Here is a 20,944-nt window from a genome sequence, read left to right on the forward strand (position 1 = left end):
CACCACTCCTTTCGTCTTTGAACCATGGCCTTTCCCTACCGGGAAGGCCGCAAAGACGACAAGGAGTCTCCCGCGATGTTCGTGCCTTCCACCCGTACCATGCGCTTCACATTTGGCCTCTTCAGCGTAGCCCTGAGCCCGGTTCTGCTGGCTGAAGCCACCACCAAAGCCCTTGAACTCGATGCCACCAGCATCACCGCCGAAGGGTTGGGCGCCACTACCGAGCACACCGGGGCATACACCACCGGCTCGATGAGCACCGCCACGCGCTTGAACCTGTCCGTCAAGGAAACCCCACAATCGATCTCGGTGATCACTCGCCAGCAGATGGATGATTTCAACCTCAATACCCTGACCGACGTGCTGCGCCAGACCACCGGCGTGACCGTGCAACATATGGATTCGGACCGCGCGGGTTATTCCGCCCGAGGTTATTCAATCAATAACTTCCAGGTCGACGGCATGCTCAATACGTTCGGGCGCATGAAGTCCGACTCCGACACCATTATTTACGACCGTATCGAGGTGGTGCGTGGGGCCACGGGCTTGACCACCGGCGCGGGCGATCCATCCGCCACGGTCAACATGATCCGCAAACGCCCCACCTCACAGTGGCAGGCCAAGGCCGGCGTCAGCGGCGCCAGCCATGACAATTACTACAGCTACCTGGATGTGGGCGGCCCCCTGGCCTTTGACGGACGCCTGCGCGGGCGCACGGTGTTCGCCTACCGCGACAGCCAGTCCTACCGCGACAATTACGCACAACAACGCGAGGTGGGTTACGGCATTCTTGAAGCCGACATGACGGACGATACCGTGGTGGCCGTCGGCTTCGATTACCAGAACAAGCACGTCCAGGGCTCCTCCTGGGGCACGCTACCGTACTGGAACAGTGACGGCAGCAAGGCTCGGCTATCGCGCTCGGCGAACCTGGCGACAACGTGGAGTTCCTGGCCGCTGAAAGACCAAACCACCTTCGCCTCGATTGACCACAAACTCACCGCGAACTGGCGCCTCAAAGCGGCCTATACCCACCGACAAAGCGACAGCGACGGCAAGGTGTATTACGGCGGCTCGGGGTTTCCAAACGCGGACGGCAGCGGCATGACCGCCTGGACCAGCCAGATGGTCGGCACCTCTAAAATGGATGCGCTCGATTTCAACCTTGCCGGCGCCTATTCATTGTTGGGGCGCGAGCACGAGTTAATGGTGGGTTATGGTGAGTCCGCGCAACGGGACTCGTCGCCCTTCCAGCGTTTTTCGACGCCGGCAGGCTATGAAACAATTCAAGACTGGAAACACATGGGCGGCATCGGCAAATTTGCCGATCGCACCACCGGCCTCAAGGGCGAACACAGCAGCAAAAAACAGAAGGCAGGCTACCTGGCCACACGCCTGAGCCTTACAGACAAACTGCACGCGGTGCTGGGCAGCCGATATGGCAGTTGGGAGATCCAAAGCACTTCCCCGGACTACAACCTCGCAAACCAACTGACCTCCTCCAGCAAAACCAGCCAGACCCACAATGATATGTGGACCCCTTATGCGGGTGTGCTCTACGACCTGACGCCCGAATACACGGTGTACGCCAGCTACACCGACATCTTCAACCCGCAGGACGAACGCGACGCCGGCAAGAAATACCTGGAACCGGTGGTGGGCAGCAATTACGAAATAGGCCTTAAGGGCAGCCTGCTGAACGAGCGCTTGAACCTGGCCACCGCGTTTTTCTGGAGCACCCAGGATAACGTGGCGGAACTCGACAACACCGCCCCGCCGGATCCCAAAACCGGCGAGCAGTTCTATAAAACCGGCGGCAAGGGCAACAAGGTGCAGGGTTTTGAAATGGAGATATCCGGCGAGGTCATGCCGGACTGGAACCTCACGGCGGGTTACACCTATACCCATTCACTCAACGGCGAGAAGCAACGCAACAACACCAACTTGCCCCTGAATATGCTGAAGGCCTCGACCACCTATCGCCTGCCGGGTACATGGCGCGGGTTGACGGTGGGTGGCGGCGTGAATTGGCAGAGCGATTTCTTTGAATTTGCCCAACGCCCTACCGGTGGGCGAGACGCCGACGGCAATCTGAACACGCAATCGACAAAGATCACTCAACAGGCTTATACGGTGGTCAACCTGATGTCCCGCTACCAATTCGACGAGCATCTTTCCACTTCGCTGACTATTAATAATCTACTGGATAAAAAATATTACGAGCGTGTCGGTTTTTATAACGGCGTTTATTGGGGAGCACCGCGCACCCTCACGCTCGCGTTGGACTGGACACTGTAAACACGCTCGGCACCGCTAACAAAATAGTTAACGTCGGGTCATCCCGGGGTTAACTCCCACTTAATAAGATAGCCCCATAGTCGCGCCATGAATCTGATCACGACGTGACCGGATACCTATCACTCTTAATGGGAACATTGCTATGAAACTGTCGACCTTGATGCTTGCCAGCCTGATCACCCTGACCTCTGCCGCAGCGTTTGCCGAGGGCGGCTCGGAGCGTTCCAAGGCGTTCTATAACGACTTCGCCTTCGTCCAGCAAGAACTTCATGGCACCGCCGAACAAACGGCATCCGCCGACGGCAAAACACTGAAGAGCGACACCGCTGATCAGGCACAACCGAAAAGTTAATTTAATACTTAGTTAATCCGCACTCCCCTTTGCCATTCCGCTCCTTTGGCATCGGTACCTCTGGGCGCCATTAAGTGGCGCCCTTTTTTTGCCGGTTATTTATAAAAGCGATTTATTCCAGAACAACATACGCCCGTACGCCGGATCAAATCTTGAATCATCAAAACCAAACTTTTTGTACGCAGACTGAGCCACAGCGTTACCTTCAAGTACTTCCAGAGTGATCTTGCAGCAGCCGCGCTGGCGAGCAATCTCTTCGACTTTCTGCAACATCTTCTGGCTCAAGCCCAGGCCACGAAACTCATCCATTACCGCCACATCGTGGATATTGACCAACGGCCGACAGGCGAACGTGGAAAACCCTTCGAAGCAATTCACCAGCCCCGCCGGCTCACCACCCACAAACGCCAGGACACTGAAGGCATGGGGGCGCTTGGCCAGTTCGCCGGGCAGTTGCGCCAATAAATCAGCGGGCAGGCTATGGCCACCGCCCATCGGGTCTTCAGCGTAGTTATTGAGCACGCGGCCAATCGCCTCGGCATGCACAGGGTTGGTGTAGCTGGCTTGCAGCACCAGGATATCTGGGGTTTCCATTGCCTTCCTCGATCACAACAAGGGAATCGTCTCCCTTTGGGGCCTCGATTGTAAGCGCGGAGTCGGCAGCGGATGAAGGAGATTAACTACAAATGTCGGCCCGAAAGCACGAAAGATACGCCGATAAAAACGCGCCGGCTGCACACGCCCGGTGTTTTTCGCACAGCACTCAGCCGAAACGCTGTAGCTGCATTTCCTGCAAGCGGCTCAGGGTGCGTCGGAAAGGAAACGCCAGGTAGCCCTCGGTATAGAGGCGCTCCAACGGTACCCGCGCTTCGATAAACAAGGGCACCTTGCGGTCGTAGCACTCATCCACCAAGGCAATGAACCGGCGCACACTGTCATCGTGCACCGACAATTGCGGCAATTCGCGGTCGCCCGCCGCTACACGCTGAACGCCATCTTCGGTACCACGGGCAATTCGGCCCGGGCGCTGTTGCGCACTCAGGTCGGGCACTTCACCCAGCAAAATCGCCTTGAAGCGATCACACAGCAGCATAAAGTCCATCGCCGCCAAGGGCTGCTCGCACAGGTCGGCATAGCGGCACCACAGCACGCTGTCACTGGCGTGCACGGCAGTGATGCAACGATGGCCGACGACCACCGGCCCGCTGCCGCCCCCCTGCCCTGCGGCCAATTGCTTGAATACGCCGGCCAGCGCGTCAGGCTGATTCACCCAATAGCGCTGCAGGCCGATGCCCTGGATGCAACCGGTGGTCTTCAGCTCCATCCACCGCCACCACCTGCATGTGCCGCGTGATCGCCGCGATACCCGGCAAAAACCGCTCACGGTTGAAACCTCCGGCGTACAGCTGGTCCGGCGGCTGGTTGGACGTGCAGACCATCACCACGCCTTGCGCGAACATCTCCTGGAACAGGCGACCAAGGATGATCGCGTCGCCAATGTCATTGACGAACAATTCGTCAAAACACAGCACACGCACAGCCTGGCTCAGTTCACGCGCCAGGGCCTGCAACGGGTCGGGGGTGCCGGTCAGTTGGAACGAGCGCTGATGCACCCACGCCATGAAGTGGTGGAAGTGTTGACGACGCGCGGGTACCCGCAGGCTTTGGTAGAACTGGTCCATCAACCAGGTTTTGCCGCGCCCCACCGGCCCCCACAGGTAAACACCGGTGATCGGCGCATGACCTTGATGCAGGGCCTGATGACAGCTTTGCAGGGCGTCCACCGCCCGGCGCTGGGCAGCGTCGGCGACGAAGCCCTGTTGGGCGATGGCGTGTTGATAGGCGGCGAGGGGCGAGTCGAAAGTCATGCCCGCGATTATGACCTACAGCGAGATATCCAGCCGTGAAATCTTGCCCTGCTCGTTGAGACGGAAGGTGTAGCGTAGCTCCAAAGGGCTGCCAGGGAAATTGCCGGAGACCACGTTGCTGACCAACACCTTGCCGGTGCGATGCTGCACTTTGAGCACCTCCACCCGGGGCTGGTAGCGCCGCGCGGTGTCTTCCATCCAGCGCGCAATGGCGGCGGTTCCGACCTGATGCTGGCCTTCATCGAACACATTGGCGTCGTCGGCAAAACACTGGGCGACGGCCGAGGTGTCATGGGTATTGGTCGCCACGAGATAGGCCGCGATGGCGGGGGCCAATTCGGGAAGGGACATGGCACAACTCCTTGTTGGTGATTTATAGCGCCATGCTATGCCAAGGGTGTGTCAGTTTTTGTCAGGAGTGAACGGCGCGGATTCGTTCTGCTCCATCAGCTTGCGCCAGGCTCGCAACCAGTCGCTACGCCGCCCCGGATAACGCTCGCCCTGAGCCTGCGCACTCGCCACACGGTCGGTGCGAAAGGTGCGATAAGCGCCGCGCAACTCACACCACGCCACGATCACCCGCACTTCATTGAGAAAGCCCAGGGCCAGCGGCCAGATCAGTCGCTGGCTCTGGGTCTGGCTGGCGTCCGCATAATCGATATGCAGCTTGGCCTGAGTGCGAATGGCCTCGCGAAACACATTGAGCGGCACGCGGTTTTCCGGGTAACCAAACCCCGGCGGGCCGGGCAACAGCGTCGGGTTGCGCAAGGCCTCCTGGGCGGCGGGGTCAAGTACATCGGCAATCTTGGCCAACGCGTTGGCAGCCGCGCGACTGAGCACCTCGTCCCCACGTTGGTCCACATAACGCAAGCCCAGCACCACGGCTTCGGTTTCCTCGGCATTGAGCATCAGCGGCGGTAAAAACAGGCCATTGCGCAACACATAACCTACGCCGGCCTCCCCGAAGATAGGCGCTCCCAGGGCGGTCAACTCGGCGATATCGCGGTACAGCGTACGTTCGGACACCTCCAACTGCGCCGCCAGCGCGGCGGCGGTGACAGGACGTTTCTTACCCCGCAGGGCCTGCAGCAAGGTCAGTAAGCGAGCGGTACGCGACACGTTGATCCCACCGAAAAAGCCAAAAGTGCCGCAGCTTAGCAGAGCGCCCTGACAGAAAGTGTCAGCAGCAAGGTAGGCCTTTCGGTTAAAGAACAAAACGGCCTGTCATGACCGTTTTTTCAATAGCTACGCTCATGCAAGCATGGGTATCTACGTATCTCAGGTGCCAGGTTGAGCCTGTGGCGAGGGCACTTGCTCCCGTGACGAGTTGACTGGCGCCCCGGTACTGACCTGATGCACCGCTCCCACATTTGAACCGCTTACTTGTCTTGCAACTTGATCGCCTGCCCGGCCGTCACGCGAGCAAGCGCCCTCACCACAAGTTCAAGTGCATTTACGCATGCTTACGCAAGGCTCTTGCTGACCACTTCGAACACATCACTCGACAGCTCGCCCGAAGCACGAATGCGCTCCAACTCGGCCTTCATCAGCGCCTGGCGCGCGCTGTCGTATTTGCGCCAGCGGGTCAGTGGCGCCAATTGGCGCGATGCGATCTGCGGGTTGAAGCCGTTCAGTTGGATAACCAGGTCGGCCAGGAAGCGATAGCCCGAACCATCGGCCGCATGGAAGTTGATCAGGTTCTGCCCGGCAAACGCGCCGATCAATGCGCGCACTTTGTTCGGGTTCTTGAGGGTGAACGCCGGGTGCTCCATCAACGCCTGCACCCGCGCCAAGCCGCCCGGCAGGGTGCTGGCGGCCTGCACGCTGAACCATTGGTCCATGACCAGCGGGTTGTCCTTGAAGTTCTCGGCGAATACCGCCAGTGCCTTGGCCTTTTCCGCTTCGAACGGCGAGTTCACCAACACCGCCAGCGCGGTCAGGCGTTCGGTCATGTTGTCGCTGGTGTCGAACTGGTCCAGGGTGGCCGCCAACACTTCAGGCTTGCCGCTGAGCATCAGGTACGACAGCGCGATGTTCTGCAACGCGCGCCGGGCAAAGTGTTCGGCCGCTGCGACATAAGGCGTCTGCTTGGACAGTTCACGATTGGCTTGATAACGCAGCCACAGCGCTTCGAACAGGTGCTCTGCCAGTTGCTGGCGGGCAAACTCGCGGGCGGCGTGGATGGCGTCGACATCCGCCACTTCGCTGATTTCCGTCAGGTAGGCTTCGCCGGGCAACGACAGCATTTCCGCGACCATCGCCTGATCCAGGCGCTCATCGCTCAACACCGTGCGCAGCGCGTCGATCAAGCGTTGGTCAAGCTTCAGCGGCTGGCCGGCCTGATGCTGGCCAATCAACTCCTGCAACACCTGCACCGCCAGTTGCTGGCCGGCATCCCAGCGGTTGAAGCCATCGCTGTCGTGCTGCATCAGGAACATCAGTTGATCGCGGCTGTACGCAAAGCTCAGTTTCACAGGTGCCGAGAAACCGCGCAGCAGCGAAGGCAGCGGCTGTTCAGCGATATCGACAAAGGTGAAGGTCTGCTCGGCTTCGGTCACCGAAAGCACCCGCGAGGTGCCAGCGGCGGCGGCTTCACCGGCCAGGCGCAAGGCAATGCCCGCGCCCTTCCCGTCCAGCAGGCCCAATTCCACCGGGATCACGAACGGCAGTTTTTCCACCTTGTCCGGGGTTGCCGGGCAGCTCTGGCGGAAGGTCAGGCTGTAGGTCTTGGCCACGGCGTCGTAGGACTCGCTCACCGCCAAGCGTGGGGTGCCGGCCTGGCTGTACCAGCGCTTGAACTGGCTCAGGTCAGCGCCGTTGGCATCTTCCATGGCCTTGATGAAATCGTCGCAGGTCACGGCCTGGCCGTCGTGGCGCTCGAAGTACAGGTCGCTGCCTTTACGGAAGCCTTCGGCACCGAGCAAGGTGTGGATCATGCCGACCACTTCCGAGCCCTTTTCGTACACGGTGAGGGTGTAGAAGTTGGAGATTTCGATAAAGCTGTCCGGGCGCACGGCGTGGGCCATGGGGCCGGCGTCTTCGGCGAACTGGTGGGTACGCAGGTACGCCACATCCTGGATGCGCTTGACCGTCGCTGAGTTCATATCGGCCGAGAAGCCCGAATCACGGAACACGGTAAAGCCTTCCTTGAGCGACAGCTGGAACCAGTCGCGGCAGGTCACGCGGTTGCCCGACCAGTTATGGAAGTATTCGTGGGCAACAATCGCCTCGACGCGCTGGTGCGCGGCATCGGTGGCGGTTTCGGCGCGGGCCAGCACGGCGCTGGAGTTGAAGATATTGAGGCCCTTGTTCTCCATGGCGCCCATGTTGAAGTCATTGACCGCGACGATCATGAAGATGTCGAGGTCGTACTCGCGGCCGTAGGTTTCTTCGTCCCAGCGCATGGATTTTTTCAGGCTGGTCATGGCGTGCTGGCACTTGTCGATGTTTTCCGGCTCGACGTAGATGCGCAGCGCCACCTCACGATTGGTCATGGTGGTGAAGCTGTCTTCGACGCACCACAGGTCACCGGCGACCAGCGCGAACAGGTAGGCCGGCTTCTTGAACGGGTCTTCCCAGGTCGCCCAGTGGCGGCCGTCTTCGCCGGGGCCGCTGGCGATCGGGTTGCCGTTGGACAGCAGCACCGGATAGCGGTGCTGTTCGGCGATCACCGTGGTGGTGAAGGTGCTCATCACGTCCGGGCGGTCGAGGTAATAGGTGATCTTGCGAAAGCCTTCGGCCTCGCACTGGGTGCAGAACATGCTGCCGGACTTGTACAGGCCTTCCAGTGCGGTGTTGCTTTCCGGGTGGATCTTGACCGTGGTGTCGAGGGTAAAGGTGGCGCTTTTTGGGTGCACGGTCAGGTGGCTGTCGGTCAACTGATAGTCAGCGTCGGTCAATTCCAGATCGGCCAAATTGACGCTCAACAGCTCCAGTTGCTGACCGTCCAGCACCAGCGGCGGCAAACCGGCGCCGCGCTCGGGGTTACGGCGCATCACCAGCTGCGCGTGGACCAGGCTGTGGTCCTCGAACAACTCGAAGGTCAGGTGCGTCTCGTCGATCAGGTAGTCCGGCGCCTGATAGTCCTTCAGGTAAATCATCTTCGGTTGTTCGGTGCGCATGGGTGGCATCCTTTTACTGATGCACGGCGAGCTGGTAGGCCGTGTACTTACGAATATTGATTACGCCGGTGTCGAAGATCAGGTATTGGCCCTTGATCCCCAGCAGCGTGCCTTCGGCAATCGGGTTCTTGTCCAGGTTGAAGCTGACGATCTTGGCCGGATACTGCTCCACCGGGTAGCGGATTTCCAGCGGCTCGATGTCGGTAACCGGTTGGATGGCCTGCAGGCCAAAGCGTTCCTGCAATTGCAACAGGCCATCGGCACAGGACGCGAACAGTTCATCGCGCACCTGTTTGAGGTCCACCGTCGCGGCATCGCCCTTGAGCAGTGCGCGCCAGTTGGTCTTGTCGGCCACCTGGCTGCGCAGCACGTCTTCGACGAAGCCCGATTGCTGGCGCGTGGCCACACGCATGATCGGCAACGCCTGGCTCGCGCCCTGGTCCAGCCAGCGCGTGGGCAACTGGGTAGCGCGGGTGATACCGACTTTGATGCCTGACGAGTTGGCCAGGTACACCACGTGGTCGGTCATGCAAAATTGCTCGCCCCAGCCTGGATCGCGGCAGGTGCCAGCGTCGTAATGGCAACGCTCGGGGCTCATGATGCATAGGTCGCACTGGGCCAGCTTGGTCATGCACGGGTAGCAATAACCCTGGCTGAAGCTGGTCTTGGTCTTGCGGCCGCAATGGCTGCAATGGATGGCACCGAGGTACTCCAGGCGTATATGGGTACCGATCAGCGGGTTGACCGGCACCTCGGTATCGCCCAGACGAAACGCGTATTGAACGGTCGGCTCACCGAGTTGCGCCGACATTTTGCTGACTGCACCGCGACCGATCTCAATCAATGGATCGCATCCGACTTGAACAGGATGTTCGGCACGGTGGTCGATTTGGACTGGCACTCCTGCGGCCCCATGTAGCCGGTGCGCTGGTCTTCCGGCAGGTTCTGGATTTCCCAGGCGATCACCGCTTGCAGCGACAGCTCGCGCTGTTCGGCGGTGAGCTTGCGCCCATCGGACCACTTGCCGATTTCCACGGCGAGCTTGAGGCTCTCATAGATGTCGGGCGTGATGTTTTCGATCATTTCAGCAAAAGAGGACATGCGGCTCTTCCTTATCAAATAGACGACTTGCGACGGTTGTACACACCGCCGAGCAAACCGGTCAGGCAACCGATAGCCAAGCCGCCCACATGGGCCGCGTTGGCGATTTCACCGAAGCCGATCATCGAGACCAGCCCCGACAGGCACAGCACCAGCCACACCAGCATCATCACCAGCACCCCACGGGGCAGGCGGTAAGCCGGGTTGGGCGACAACCATTGAAAAATCCAGCAATGCCCGAGCAGGCCATACAACACGCCGGACAAACCGCCGAACAGGCCAGGGCCGCCATAGGCGTATTGAGCGTAGTTGGAGACCAGACTGAACAACAGCGTCAGGCCCAGCAGGTTGATACCACCCTGGCGACTTTCGATGCGCCGGCCCAATTCCCAGTACCACATGCCGTTCATGGCCAGGTGCAGGATGCCGAAGTGGATCAGCATCGGCGTGACCAACCGCCACCACTGCCCCGACGCCAACATGTCGGCGAACGGCGTGAACTGGATGTACTCCCCCATCACCCGGAATGGCAGGAACGTCAGCCAGGCCATGGCTTGCAGGTTCTCGCCGAGCAGGGTCACCGCGCCGACGATAAGGCTGGCCAGCAGCACCAGCGCCGTCACCGGGCTGTGCCGCACCTGTTGGGCAAAGCCGGGTCGAGTCGACGGCGCCTGTTCGGGAATGTCCAATTGCCGGTCCGGATCACCGGCGGGAAACCGCTGGTACAACACGCGCACGTCATCGCTGATGCTCTCGGGCACCCACAACACTTGTTCCCCCGCCTCCTCACTGACGCGGTGGGGCACTTGCATGCGTTGCAGCAGGTTGACGAAACCACCCAGGTCAACGCTCAGGGGCAAGCGCAATACAGCCACGGTGCTCATTTAATGACCTCAGGCCGCTCAACGTCGACCCATACGAATTTACGCGGGTCCAGGCGGGTTTCCTGGTCCAGTCGATACGCCACCAGCTTGCCGTACAGCACCGCGCTGTAATCCAGGCAGGCCAGGTTCGGGCGGATCGGCGCCGGTGTGCCGCTGCGCCAGTAGTGGCCGACGAACAACAAGGGCTCGTCGACGCCGTAGCGCAGCAGGGAATTTTTTTGCGTCGATGACAACGGCGTACGCGCCACCGGCTCCGGCAATGCATCGGGCTGGAACACAATGTCGCCGTAGGTTTTCGGGTCGTCTTCCCAGAACTTGGTGCGAAAAAACGAACGCGTCAGGCCATCGCCGCCGGTGAGTGTGAGCCCATCGGGCAGGCGCATATCCGTGCCGCGCAGCAGGCGGTCGAATGCGTTACAGGCAAAACTGCCCGGCACGGCGGCGGCTTGCAGGAAGTGCTGGTCGATGCAGCCATCCGGGAAGGTCGCGCGCAGCGGTTGGATGAAGCCCTCATCCCAGCACGCGTGCACCACGCGAAAACGCCCGGCGTCGACAAACAGCGGCATGTCGTAGAACCAGCCAAGGAAGTCATGCCAGTCAGTCGGGTGGTGCTCGAACTGCGTCAGGGTCTCGTGGATCAACCGTTCATGCCGCGGCGTGTGCTCACGCACGAACTGGCGGCCGCTGCCGGGCGGTGCGGGTGTGACCCAGCCCAGGGCGTTGAACTCGTGGTTACCCATGATGCACAGCGCCTGGCCGGCTTCGGCCATGTCATGCACGATGTGCAGCGCCTCGCGGATGCGCGGGCCACGGTCGATGATATCGCCGAGGAACACCGCCATGCGCGACGGATGGCGCCAGGTGCCGCCCTGCTTGTGATAACCCATCTGGTCGAGCAGGTGCTCAAGGGTATGGGCGCATCCGTGCACGTCACCAATCAGGTCGTAGCTACGCGCGGGATCGAGCATCAGTCGCCTCCACCCCCAAGCGGCTGCCCCAGCCAAGCTTGGTGCGGCACACTTCGTAGTAGTTGTGATCCAGTGGGTGGATCAACCGCAGTTTCTGCGCTTTTTTGCTCACGGTGATGGTGTCACCGGGGGCGCAGGTGAAATGGTTTTGCCCGTCGCAGGAGACTTGCGGGTAGATTTGCATGTCTTTGGACACCACGATTTTCAGCTCACTGTTGCCGTCGACCACAATTGGCCGGCTGGACAACATATGGGGATACATCGGCACAATCACAATGGCATCGAGCTTGGGATGCATGATCGGGCCACCGGCCGACAGCGCATAGGCAGTCGACCCGGTGGGCGTGGCGACGATCAGGCCATCGGCCTTCTGGCTGCACACGAACTGGCCGTCGATATACAGCTCGAACTCGATCATGCGCGTGGATTTACCGGGGTGCAGCACCACGTCATTGAGCGCATCGCCCTGGCCGATGGCTTCACCATGACGGCGCACTTCGGCCTGCAACAGGAAGCGGTTTTCCACCAGGTAATGGCCGTCAAGCACCTTGGCCACTTCCACTTCCAGCTCATCGGGGCGGATATCGGTCAGAAACCCCAGGCTGCCCCGGTTGATCCCCAGCACCGGCACGTTATGCCGCGCCAACGCCCGCGCCGCGCCGAGCAGGCTGCCGTCACCGCCCACCACGATGACCATGTCACAGACTTCACCGAGCATCTTGCGCGACGAGGTTTGCAGGCCGTGGCCGGGGAGAATCTCGGCGATGGTGTCTTCGAGGATCACATGCAGGTGGCGTTCCAGCAGGAATTTTTTCAGCCGGCGGACGGTGTCCAGCACCTGGGTACTGCCCAAGCGACCGATAATGCCGATATTGCGAAATTGCTCCATGGGGCTCCTGCGGGATGTGGGGTGTGGCAAAAAAGAAACGATTATGGGCGAAAGGCCGCTTGAGGCAAAATCCTTTGTCGCCGTGAAGCCTTGATGACAATGGTTCTCAGGGGTTCTGCGGCCTCCGCTCCCGGCTTGAAAGGCTATGCTCGGACCATGACTCTATTCCCCGATCTGCACACCTTGCCCCGCCAATTGCGCCACCCCGAAGTGCGCGACCTGGCGTGGGTGATGCTCGCCCCGCCGATGCTCGCGCACACGCCCTGGCCGCAGCGCCACCCGCTGGCCGGCAGCGACTGGGTGCAGGCGCCCGACCGGCTCGAGCACTGGCTGCGACAATTGGACCAGGACAGCCGCGCCTTGCAGCAGTGGCTGAGCCTGTCACGCACGCGCCGCCTGGGCCTGTATTACGAGCGTTTGTGGCAGTTCGCGGTGCAGCATGCGCCGGGTGTGGAGTTGCTGGCCGCCAACCTGCCGATCCGCCGCGCCGGGCACACCCTGGGCGAGTTGGACATGCTGCTGCGGGACCGTGATGGCGTGCACCACCTGGAACTGGCGATCAAACTCTACCTCGGGCCGCAGAACGGCGACGGCCTGGATACCGCCCAGTGGCTGGGCCCCGGCTGCCATGACCGGCTCGACCGTAAACTGGCGCACCTGGCGCAGCACCAACTGCCGATTTCGGCCCGCCCGGAGAGCCGCGAAGTGCTGGCGGCGCTGGATATCCAGCAGTTCGATGCGCACTTGTGGCTGGGCGGGTATTTGCTCTACCCCTGGCCGGGCCTTGCCACCTCGCCTCACGGCGCCCACCCGCAGCATTTGCGCGGGCGCTGGTTGCATCAACGGGACCGGAAGGCCTTTGTCAGTGCCAGCCCGCCCGGGCGCTGGCAACCCCTGCCCCGGCATGCATGGCTGGCGCCGGCGCATTACCTGGCGGATGAGGTGTGGAGCGAAGAGCGCATGCAGGCATGGCTGACCGATCTCGACCCGATGGCACCCGCGCAGTTGCTGGTACGGATGGTGCGCACCGGCGAGGATTGGCAGGAAGCGGAGCGCTTGTTCCTGGTAGCGGATCTTTGGCCGAATGTGCCGGGGGCGGGCTGATGGTCTTGCAGTGCTTGCCCCGATGGCGGCGGTACAGGCACTACATCTCATCGATATGCCGATAATCCAACTGCAACCCCGCCGCCAACGCCTGGGCCCGCCCCAACCTGATCGGCCCACGCTCGATATCCACCAGCACCCCCGCACACGCCAGCGACGGCAACCCGCTGATGTCCTTGAGTCGCCCGTCGGTAATCACCAACAGCTGTTGCTGCTCGGTGGGATAGCGCTTGCGCCGCGCCGCCAACCACTGCTGCGCCTCGCTCAACGCCGCCAGCAACGGCGTACCGCCGCCGGCACCCAGCTGATCCAGCCAGCCGGTCAAGCTTTTCGCGGCTTTGAGCCCCTGCACCTGCCATTTCGGCGACGGCCCGCTGGCCGTCAGCAACGCCATGCGCGCGCGTTGGCGGTAGGCATCATCAAACAGTTGGGCCAGCAAGCCCTTGGCATCGGTCAATGCGCGGTGCCGGCGAGTCGAGGCCGACGCATCGACAATCACCAGCCACAACGCCTGGGCCGAACGACTGCGCAGGTGAAACAACAGGTCTTCACGGGCCTGCGGCCGACCGCCAAGCAAGGTGCCTGGCCAGTTGACCGCCCCCTGTTGTGCGCTGCGGGCCTTGCCCTGCCTGCCAGCATTCAAGCGCCCCGCCTTGGGACGGGCATCCGCCCCCGTGTCAGGCCGGGGGCGGATGCCTAGGGCTTTTTTGGCCAGGTGGGCACATTGCGGCGGGCGCCGGTGGGCAAGGCCGGTGCGGGCATATCGCCCCATTGGCCCTGGCCGGGAGAGGTGTCCGACGGCTTGGGTGATTGCCCTTGTTCTGGCGGGCTGGCCGGTGGCGAGTGCTCCTGGCGGCGATGGCGCAGGGCAAATTCGGCCACGGCTTCGATATCCTCTTCGCCAATTTCATCTGCGCCACGCCATGCCGCGTGAGCCCTGGCGCCGCGCAACCAGACCAGGTCGGCGCGCAACCCGTCGACACCGGCGGCAAAGCAGCGCTCGGTAATCCGCGCCAGGGCCTGGTCGTCCATCGCGATGCCGCCCAAGCGTGCCCGCGCGGCCGTGCACCGTTCACGCAAGGCTGCCTGCGGCGCGGCCCATTGCGCGCAGAACGCCACCGGGTCGCTGTCGAAATCCAGGCGACGGCGGATAATTTGCCCGCGCTCGGCCGGCAAGGTCTGCCCGCCCAGCGCCACATTGAAACCGAAGCGGTCGAGCAGTTGCGGGCGCAACTCACCCTCCTCCGGGTTCATGGTGCCGATCAGCACAAAGCGCGCCGCGTGCCGGTGGGAAATACCGTCACGCTCGATCAGGTTGGTGCCGCTGGCAGCGACATCCAGCAGCAGGTCGACCAGGTGATCAGCCAGCAAGTTGACCTCATCGACATACAACACGCCGCCATCGGCCTTGGCCAATACACCGGGGGAAAACTGTGCGCGGCCTTCGCCGAGTGCCGCGTCGAGATCAAGGGTGCCCACCAGGCGCTCCTCGGTGGCGCCCAAGGGCAATGTCACGAACTGGCCGCTGGCCAACAGGTCGGCCAGCCCACGGGCCAGGGTCGACTTGGCCATGCCGCGCGGCCCTTCGATCAGCACACCGCCGATCTTCGGGTCGATGGCAGTCAGGCACAGCGCCAGCTTCAGGTCATCGGCGCCGACCACGGCGGACAGCGGAAAATGGGGAATGTCAGTCATCAGCTGTCTTCTTCTATATCCAGCAACAGGTTTTCCAAGGCCTCACGGTACGCCCCCGGCTCCTGCCACAGGCCGCGCTGCTGGGCTTCGAGCATGCGCTCGGTCATGTCGCGCAGTGCCGCAGGGTTGTGCTGTTGCACAAACGCCCGGGTATCCGGGTCGAGCAGGTAGGCGTCGGCGAGCAAGGCGTATTGATGATCGTCGATCAGCGCGGTAGTGGCATCGAAGGCGAACAGGTTGTCCACCGTCGCCGCCATCTCGAAGGCGCCTTTATAACCATGGCGCTTCACGCCGTCGATCCACTTGGGGTTCGCCGCGCGGGAACGGATCACCCGGTTCAGCTCTTCCTTCAAGGTGCGGATCTTCGGCAGGTCCGGCTGGCTATGGTCGCCATGGTAGCTGGCGGCCTTGTCGCCGCTCAGGGTCTCCACGGCGGCGAGCATGCCGCCCTGGAATTGGTAGTAATCGTTGGAGTCGAGCAGGTCATGCTCGCGGTTGTCCTGATTTTGCAGCACAGCCTGCACCTGGCTCAGGCGTTGGGCAAATTGCCCACGGGCGGCGGTGCCCTCATCGGAACCACCGTAAGCGTAACCGCCCCAGTTCAGATAGACCTCGGCCAGATCCTCGCGGCTTTGCCACAGGCGGCCGTCAATCGCCCCTTGCACGCCCGCGCCATAGGCACCGGGCTTGGCGCCGAAAATACGCCAGCCGGCCTGTTTCGCGGCCGCGTCTTCGTCCAGGCCCGACAAACGCAAGGCTTCGCGCTCGCTGCGCACCTTGGCGGCCAACGGGTTCATGTCATCTGGTTCATCCAGGGCAGCCACCGCTTGCACCGCCGCATCGAACAGGCGGATCAGGTTGGCGAACGCATCGCGGAAAAACCCGGACACGCGCAGCGTCACATCGACACGCGGGCGGTCGAGCAGGCTGATCGGCAGGATTTCAAAATCGTCCACTCGCTGGCTGCCCGTGGCCCAGACCGGACGCACGCCCATCAGCGCCATGGCCTGAGCGATATCGTCGCCGCCGGTACGCATGGTGGCTGTGCCCCACACCGACAGGCCGAGTTGGCGCAGGTGGTCGCCGTGATCCTGCAAGTGCCGCTCAAGAACCAGGTTGGCCGACTGAAAACCGATACGCCATGCCGTGGTGGTGGGCAGGTTGCGCACGTCGACCGTGAAAAAATTGCGCCCCGTGGGCAGTACATCCAGGCGCCCGCGACTCGGCGCGCCGCTCGGCCCCGCGGGTACGAAACGACCGCCCAGGGCGTCCAGCAGGCCGCGCATTTCGGCGTGGCCGCAGGCATCCAGGCGCGGGGCCACGACGCTGCGCAGGCTTTCGATCACCGCGTTCACATCCTCCCAACCGGGCGCTTGCAACTGCTCCACCGGGCCTTCCAGCGCCTGTTCGATCAAGCGCGCGGCGTACAACTCCAGGCGCTCGCGAGTATCACCGGCGGTACGCCACAGTTGCGTATCGATCTTTTGCAACACGCCCGGGCGGCGTCCGGTCCAGGGCTCGGCCAGGGCGCAGTCCAGCGGGTCAAAGCCCAGCTCGAACGCCTTGGCCAACACCCGCAGCACGCTCGATTGCGGGCCACGGCCATCCCCACGGGGAATACGCAGCAAGGCCAGCAAGGTATCAATGCGCAGACGGCCTTGGGGCGACTCGCCAAAGATATGCAGGCCGTCGCGGATCTGCGACTCCTTCAAGTCACACAGGTAGGTGTCCAGGCGCGGCAGCCAGATGGCGGCATCGGCATCGGCGTCGCCGTCCAGTTCAAGCTCCTGGTCGATACGGGTTTCGCGCACCAGCTTGAGAATGTCTTTTTGCAGCTCACGGGCGCGGCGCGGGTCGAGCAATTGAGCTTCGTAGTACTCGTCCGCCAACAGCTCCAGGTTACGCAGCGGGCCATAGGTTTCGGCGCGGGTCAGCGGCGGCATCAGGTGGTCGATGATCACCGCCTGGGTGCGCCGCTTGGCCTGGGCGCCCTCGCCCGGATCGTTGACGATAAACGGGTAGATATTCGGCAGCGGCCCCAGCAGCGCGTCGGGCCAGCAGTTTTCCGACAAGCCCACGCCCTTGCCCGGCAGCCACTCGAGGTTACCGTGCTTGCCCACGTGAATCACGCCATGGGCGCCGTAGGTGTGGCGCAACCAAAAATAGAACGCCAGGTAACCATGCGGCGGCACCAGGTCCGGGTCGTGGTACACCGCACTGGCATCCACCTGGTAACCCCGCGCCGGTTGAATGCCGACAAAAGTCAGGCCCAGGCGCAGCCCGGCAATCATCAGGCGGCCATCCCGAAACATCGGGTCGTTGTGGGGCGTACCCCAGCGCTCCAGCACGGCCTGGCGATTGGCCTCGGGCAAGCGCAGGAACATCGCCTCGTAGTCATCCAGGCCCAGGCTTTGATGGCAAGGGCGCAGGTCAAGGCTGTCCAGATCATTGGTGACGCCACCGAGCAGCTCATGGATCAATGCCGTGCCGCTGTCCGGCAATGCATCCGGCAGCGAATACCCTTCGGCTTGCAGCGCCCGCAGGATATTCAGCGCCGCCGCCGGGGTGTCCAGGCCCACACCGTTGCCGATGCGCCCGTCGCGGGTCGGGTAATTGGCAAGGATCAGCGCGATGCGCTTGTCTGCATTCGGTACCCGCGCCAACTCGACCCAGCGCCGTGCCAGTTCGGCGACAAAATCCATGCGCTCGGGCGCTGCGCGGTAGCACACCACGTCAGACTGGCTGCGCTCGCTGCGCCAGGCCAGGTCTTTGAAGCTGATGGGGCGGCTGATGATGCGCCCATCCAGCTCCGGCAAAGCGATGTGCATGGCCAAATCGCGCGGGCCCAGGCCCTGTTCGCTGGCCTGCCAGCCGGGCCTGTTGTCTTGGGCGCAAATGGCCTGGATCACCGGGATATTGCGGCGAAACGGGCGCAGGTGCGGAGCTTCGGGGCTTGATTGAGCAAAGCCGGTGGTGTTGAGAATCAGCGCCGCGCCGACCTCGTCCAGCAGGTCCTCGACCACCGTCAGGCAACCGGGCTCTTTCAGGCTGGCCACCGCCATCGGCAACGGGTTCAGGCCCGCCACCTGCAAGCGTTGGCAGAACACGTCGATAAAACCGGTATTCGCCGCCTGCAAATGCGAACGGTAGAACAACACCGCGACCACGGGCCGTTCGGCATGCCAATCGGCCTGCCAGTCATTGAGCCGGGCGTTGGCTTTACGCGGGTGATAGATCGCGGTGCGCGCCAGGGGTTGCGGCTCGGCCCACGGGTAATCACGGCCCAGATAACCGCTGGCCAGGCAGCGATAGAAATCCAGCGCATTGCCCAAGCCGCCCTGACGCAGGAATTGCCACAGGCGCTCGCGTTGCTCGGCGTTGACCGTGCTGAGACCACTGAGCTCGGGGTCGGGACGATCATCGCCCGGCACCAGGATCAGCGTGACGCCGCGCTCGGCCAACGCCACCAGACGTTCGATGCCGTAACGCCAATAAGCGATGCCGCCATGCAACGAAATCAGGATGACCTTGGCGTGGCGCAGCACTTCGTCAACGTAGAGGTCGACCGAGGCGTGGTTCTGCACCTGCATCGGGTTGGCCAGGCGCAGGCTGGGGTAATCCTCGGGCAGTTGCTGCGCCGCTTCGGCCAGCAGCGCCAGGCTCGAATCGCCGCTACACAGGATCACCAGTTCGGCGGGGGTTTGACCAAGGTCGGCAATATTGTCGTCCGCGACGAAACCACCGGGCTGAGTCCTGAGCAGGTGCATGGGTTAAGCGCTGAGCGCGGCGCGCAATTGCGCTTCAAGGGCAGCGGCATCCAGCTCCTGGCCGATCAGCACCAGGCGCGTAATGCGCGCTTCGTCTGCGCCCCAGGCGCGGTCGAAATGCTTGTCAAAACGCGTGCCCACGCCCTGGATCAGCAGGCGCATCGGCTTGTTGGGGATCGCGGCGAACCCTTTGATGCGCAGGATGCCGTGTTGCACCACCAGTTGGGTCAGGGCGTCGAGCAGCAGCGCTTCGTCGGCTTGCGGCAGGTCGATGGAGATCGAATCAAACGCATCGTGGTCGTGATCGTCTTCGCCTTCATGGTGGTGATCGTGATGGCTGTGGCGACCATCGATGTGCTCCTCGGAGCCGGCACCCAGGCCGATCAGCACGTCGAGCGGCAGGCGACCGCTGCTCGCTTCAATGACCTTGACGGCCGGCGGCAGCTCTTCGGCGACTTCCAGGCGTACGCGGGCCAGGTCTTCAGGGCTGATCAGATCGCACTTGTTGAGGATGACCAGGTCGGCGCTGGCCAGTTGGTCGGCGAACAACTCGTGCAGCGGCGACTCGTGGTCCAGGTTCGGGTCGAGTTTGCGCTGGGCGTCGACCTGGTCCGGGAACGCGGCAAAGGTGCCGGCGGCCACGGCTGGGCTGTCGACCACGGTGATCACCGCGTCGACCGTGCAGGCGCTGCGGATTTCCGGCCACTGGAACGCTTGCACCAGCGGTTTTGGCAGGGCCAGGCCCGAGGTTTCGATGAGGATATGGTCGAGGTCGCCACGACGGGCCACCAGTTCGCGCATCACCGGGAAGAACTCTTCCTGCACCGTGCAGCACAGGCAGCCGTTGGCCAATTCGTAGACACGGCCGTTGGCTTCTTCTTCGGTGCAACCGATGGAGCACTGCTTGAGGATTTCACCGTCGATACCCAGCTCGCCGAATTCGTTGACGATCACCGCGATACGACGGCCCTGGGCGTTGTCGAGCATATGGCGCAGCAAGGTGGTTTTGCCCGAGCCGAGGAAGCCGGTAACGATGGTGACGGGAAGTTTGGCCAGTGTTTTCATCGGATGCCCTTTTGGGGCGGGCATACGGGACGATTGGCCCTGCAACAGCGCGCAGCAGCGGATTTCGTCACCGGATCACCCCGCCCGGTTGAATTGGAAAATCGGTTGCGAGGCAGGTCTCCTGGCTTGGGGCTTGCGGGCCGTACGACCGGCGCCGGCTGCGCCTTCCCGCCTGATCGGCAGTGGCATGGCAGTCGGTAAACCCTTCACAGTTGCGGGGGCAGCCGCGGCTTGAACCGCGTTCCCTTCTTAGCTTCGGCCTGAGCCGAAGAACCTCGAAGGGTGCAAGGCTACAGGGGCTCGGTCAATTTGACTACCGCCGCTCTGCATGCTTTCCTACAAGCCTTGTTTCGGGTGCCCTTCACAGGGTGAAACGGGAAACCGGTACGTCATATCCGTATGGCAAGTCCGGTGCTGCCCCCGCAACGGTAAGCGAGCGAAGCGTCAGATCCACTGTGCCTGTACGGCATGGGAAGGCGATGCTTTATAGACCCAGTGTCCCTCGCAAGCCCGGAGACCGGCCCGAAAACTTCAGATAACAAACCCGCGGTGGGCGGGCGCTGTTCAGAACCCTGTGGGCCTGGCTCGCGGGGTTTTCATGCGCTCGTTTCACCCTGACACCTGAAAGGGACGCGCCATGTCGATCATCAGCAGCACCTCGCACACCGCCAGCAGCACCTCCACCCTGAGCCAACGCCTGAGCGCCGCTATCGGCGCGTCGATCCTCGGTGCGTGCCTGGTGTATTTCGCCGGTTTCTCGCACATTGAGGCGGTGCACAACGCTGCCCACGATACCCGCCACAGCGCCGCGTTCCCGTGCCATTGAGACCTG

At 62.4% G+C, this 20,944-nt stretch carries 17 protein-coding genes, 1 pseudogene and 2 riboswitches; of the genes and pseudogenes, 4 read left to right on the forward strand and 14 right to left on the reverse strand.

What is annotated here, in order from left to right; all coding sequences use genetic code 11:
• The first annotated feature begins 75 nt into the window (after positions 1-75).
• Both AB4O25_RS06190 and AB4O25_RS06195 read left to right on the forward strand, forming a co-directional pair.
• A complete protein-coding gene (locus AB4O25_RS06190) occupies positions 76-2,298 on the forward strand; it encodes a TonB-dependent siderophore receptor (protein WP_460150657.1) in 2,223 nt (740 codons plus the stop codon).
• A gap of 142 nt (positions 2,299-2,440) precedes the next feature.
• A complete protein-coding gene (locus AB4O25_RS06195; RefSeq protein ID WP_116078537.1) occupies positions 2,441-2,650 on the forward strand; it encodes a hypothetical protein in 210 nt (69 codons plus the stop codon).
• A gap of 99 nt (positions 2,651-2,749) precedes the next feature.
• On the opposite strand, the gene AB4O25_RS06200 is transcribed toward AB4O25_RS06195, so the two are convergent.
• The 10 genes and pseudogenes from AB4O25_RS06200 to AB4O25_RS06245 all read right to left on the reverse strand — a co-directional run bounded on the left by AB4O25_RS06200 (position 2,750) and on the right by AB4O25_RS06245 (position 12,481).
• A complete protein-coding gene (locus AB4O25_RS06200; protein ID WP_017528539.1) occupies positions 2,750-3,244 on the reverse strand; it encodes a GNAT family N-acetyltransferase in 495 nt (164 codons plus the stop codon).
• Positions 3,245-3,413: 169 nt separating this feature from the next.
• Positions 3,414-4,518: pseudogene (gene zapE, locus AB4O25_RS06205) on the reverse strand (cell division protein ZapE).
• Positions 4,519-4,533: 15 nt separating this feature from the next.
• A complete protein-coding gene (locus tag AB4O25_RS06210) occupies positions 4,534-4,869 on the reverse strand; it encodes a nuclear transport factor 2 family protein (RefSeq protein ID WP_017528541.1) in 336 nt (111 codons plus the stop codon).
• A gap of 51 nt (positions 4,870-4,920) precedes the next feature.
• Complete coding sequence (locus AB4O25_RS06215; RefSeq protein WP_068936633.1) at positions 4,921-5,637, reverse strand: helix-turn-helix transcriptional regulator; 717 nt, start codon at positions 5,635-5,637, stop codon at positions 4,921-4,923.
• 344 nt (positions 5,638-5,981) lie between these two features.
• Complete coding sequence (gene pepN, locus AB4O25_RS06220; RefSeq protein ID WP_065878884.1) at positions 5,982-8,639, reverse strand: aminopeptidase N; 2,658 nt, start codon at positions 8,637-8,639, stop codon at positions 5,982-5,984.
• Between the two features lie 13 nt (positions 8,640-8,652).
• The gene (locus AB4O25_RS06225) at positions 8,653-9,483 is read right to left on the reverse strand and encodes a DUF2797 domain-containing protein (protein WP_017528544.1); all 831 of its coding nucleotides are present in this window, start codon (positions 9,481-9,483) and stop codon (positions 8,653-8,655) included.
• Positions 9,480-9,740 carry a YeaC family protein gene (locus tag AB4O25_RS06230; RefSeq protein WP_017528545.1) on the reverse strand — a complete coding sequence of 87 codons (261 nt, stop codon included), beginning with the start codon at positions 9,738-9,740 and terminating at the stop codon, positions 9,480-9,482. The genes AB4O25_RS06225 and AB4O25_RS06230 overlap by 4 nt, the downstream gene beginning before the upstream one ends.
• 14 nt (positions 9,741-9,754) lie before the next feature.
• On the reverse strand, positions 9,755-10,624 hold the full coding sequence (locus AB4O25_RS06235; protein WP_017528546.1) for a rhomboid family intramembrane serine protease: 870 nt from the start codon (positions 10,622-10,624) through the stop codon (positions 9,755-9,757).
• Positions 10,621-11,595, reverse strand: coding sequence for a metallophosphoesterase (locus tag AB4O25_RS06240; protein ID WP_161979896.1), 975 nt, complete (start codon positions 11,593-11,595; stop codon positions 10,621-10,623). The genes AB4O25_RS06235 and AB4O25_RS06240 overlap by 4 nt, the downstream gene beginning before the upstream one ends.
• Positions 11,573-12,481, reverse strand: coding sequence for an NAD(+) kinase (locus tag AB4O25_RS06245; RefSeq protein ID WP_016972754.1), 909 nt, complete (start codon positions 12,479-12,481; stop codon positions 11,573-11,575). The genes AB4O25_RS06240 and AB4O25_RS06245 overlap by 23 nt, the downstream gene beginning before the upstream one ends.
• A 156-nt stretch (positions 12,482-12,637) precedes the next feature.
• Between AB4O25_RS06245 and AB4O25_RS06250 the strand changes: the two genes are divergently transcribed.
• Positions 12,638-13,585 (forward strand): DUF1853 family protein, encoded by a 948-nt coding sequence (locus tag AB4O25_RS06250; protein ID WP_460150658.1) that lies wholly within the window; start codon positions 12,638-12,640, stop codon positions 13,583-13,585.
• A 40-nt stretch (positions 13,586-13,625) separates the two neighbouring features.
• Here AB4O25_RS06250 and AB4O25_RS06255 read toward each other — a convergent pair whose 3' ends face one another.
• Genes AB4O25_RS06255 through cobW form a run of 4 tightly spaced genes read right to left on the reverse strand, consistent with a single transcriptional unit; the run spans position 13,626 to position 20,112 of the window.
• Entirely contained in the window at positions 13,626-14,228 is a 603-nt protein-coding gene (locus AB4O25_RS06255; protein WP_116078531.1) for a vWA domain-containing protein, read from the reverse strand.
• Between the two features lie 53 nt (positions 14,229-14,281).
• Positions 14,282-15,280 (reverse strand): ATP-binding protein, encoded by a 999-nt coding sequence (locus AB4O25_RS06260; protein WP_017528550.1) that lies wholly within the window; start codon positions 15,278-15,280, stop codon positions 14,282-14,284.
• On the reverse strand, positions 15,280-19,047 hold the full coding sequence (gene cobN, locus AB4O25_RS06265) for a cobaltochelatase subunit CobN (RefSeq protein ID WP_065878872.1): 3,768 nt from the start codon (positions 19,045-19,047) through the stop codon (positions 15,280-15,282). The genes AB4O25_RS06260 and cobN overlap by 1 nt, the downstream gene beginning before the upstream one ends.
• A gap of 3 nt (positions 19,048-19,050) precedes the next feature.
• Positions 19,051-20,112 carry a cobalamin biosynthesis protein CobW gene (cobW, locus tag AB4O25_RS06270; protein ID WP_017528552.1) on the reverse strand — a complete coding sequence of 354 codons (1,062 nt, stop codon included), beginning with the start codon at positions 20,110-20,112 and terminating at the stop codon, positions 19,051-19,053.
• A gap of 94 nt (positions 20,113-20,206) precedes the next feature.
• Positions 20,207-20,405: riboswitch (cobalamin riboswitch) on the reverse strand.
• 42 nt (positions 20,406-20,447) lie between these two features.
• Positions 20,448-20,652: riboswitch (cobalamin riboswitch) on the forward strand.
• A gap of 97 nt (positions 20,653-20,749) precedes the next feature.
• Between cobW and AB4O25_RS06275 the strand changes: the two genes are divergently transcribed.
• Positions 20,750-20,938, forward strand: coding sequence for a CbtB domain-containing protein (locus tag AB4O25_RS06275; protein ID WP_017528553.1), 189 nt, complete (start codon positions 20,750-20,752; stop codon positions 20,936-20,938).
• Positions 20,939-20,944: the final 6 nt, after the last annotated feature.

The sequence above is a fragment of the Pseudomonas sp. S3_A03 genome (genome assembly GCF_054668275.1).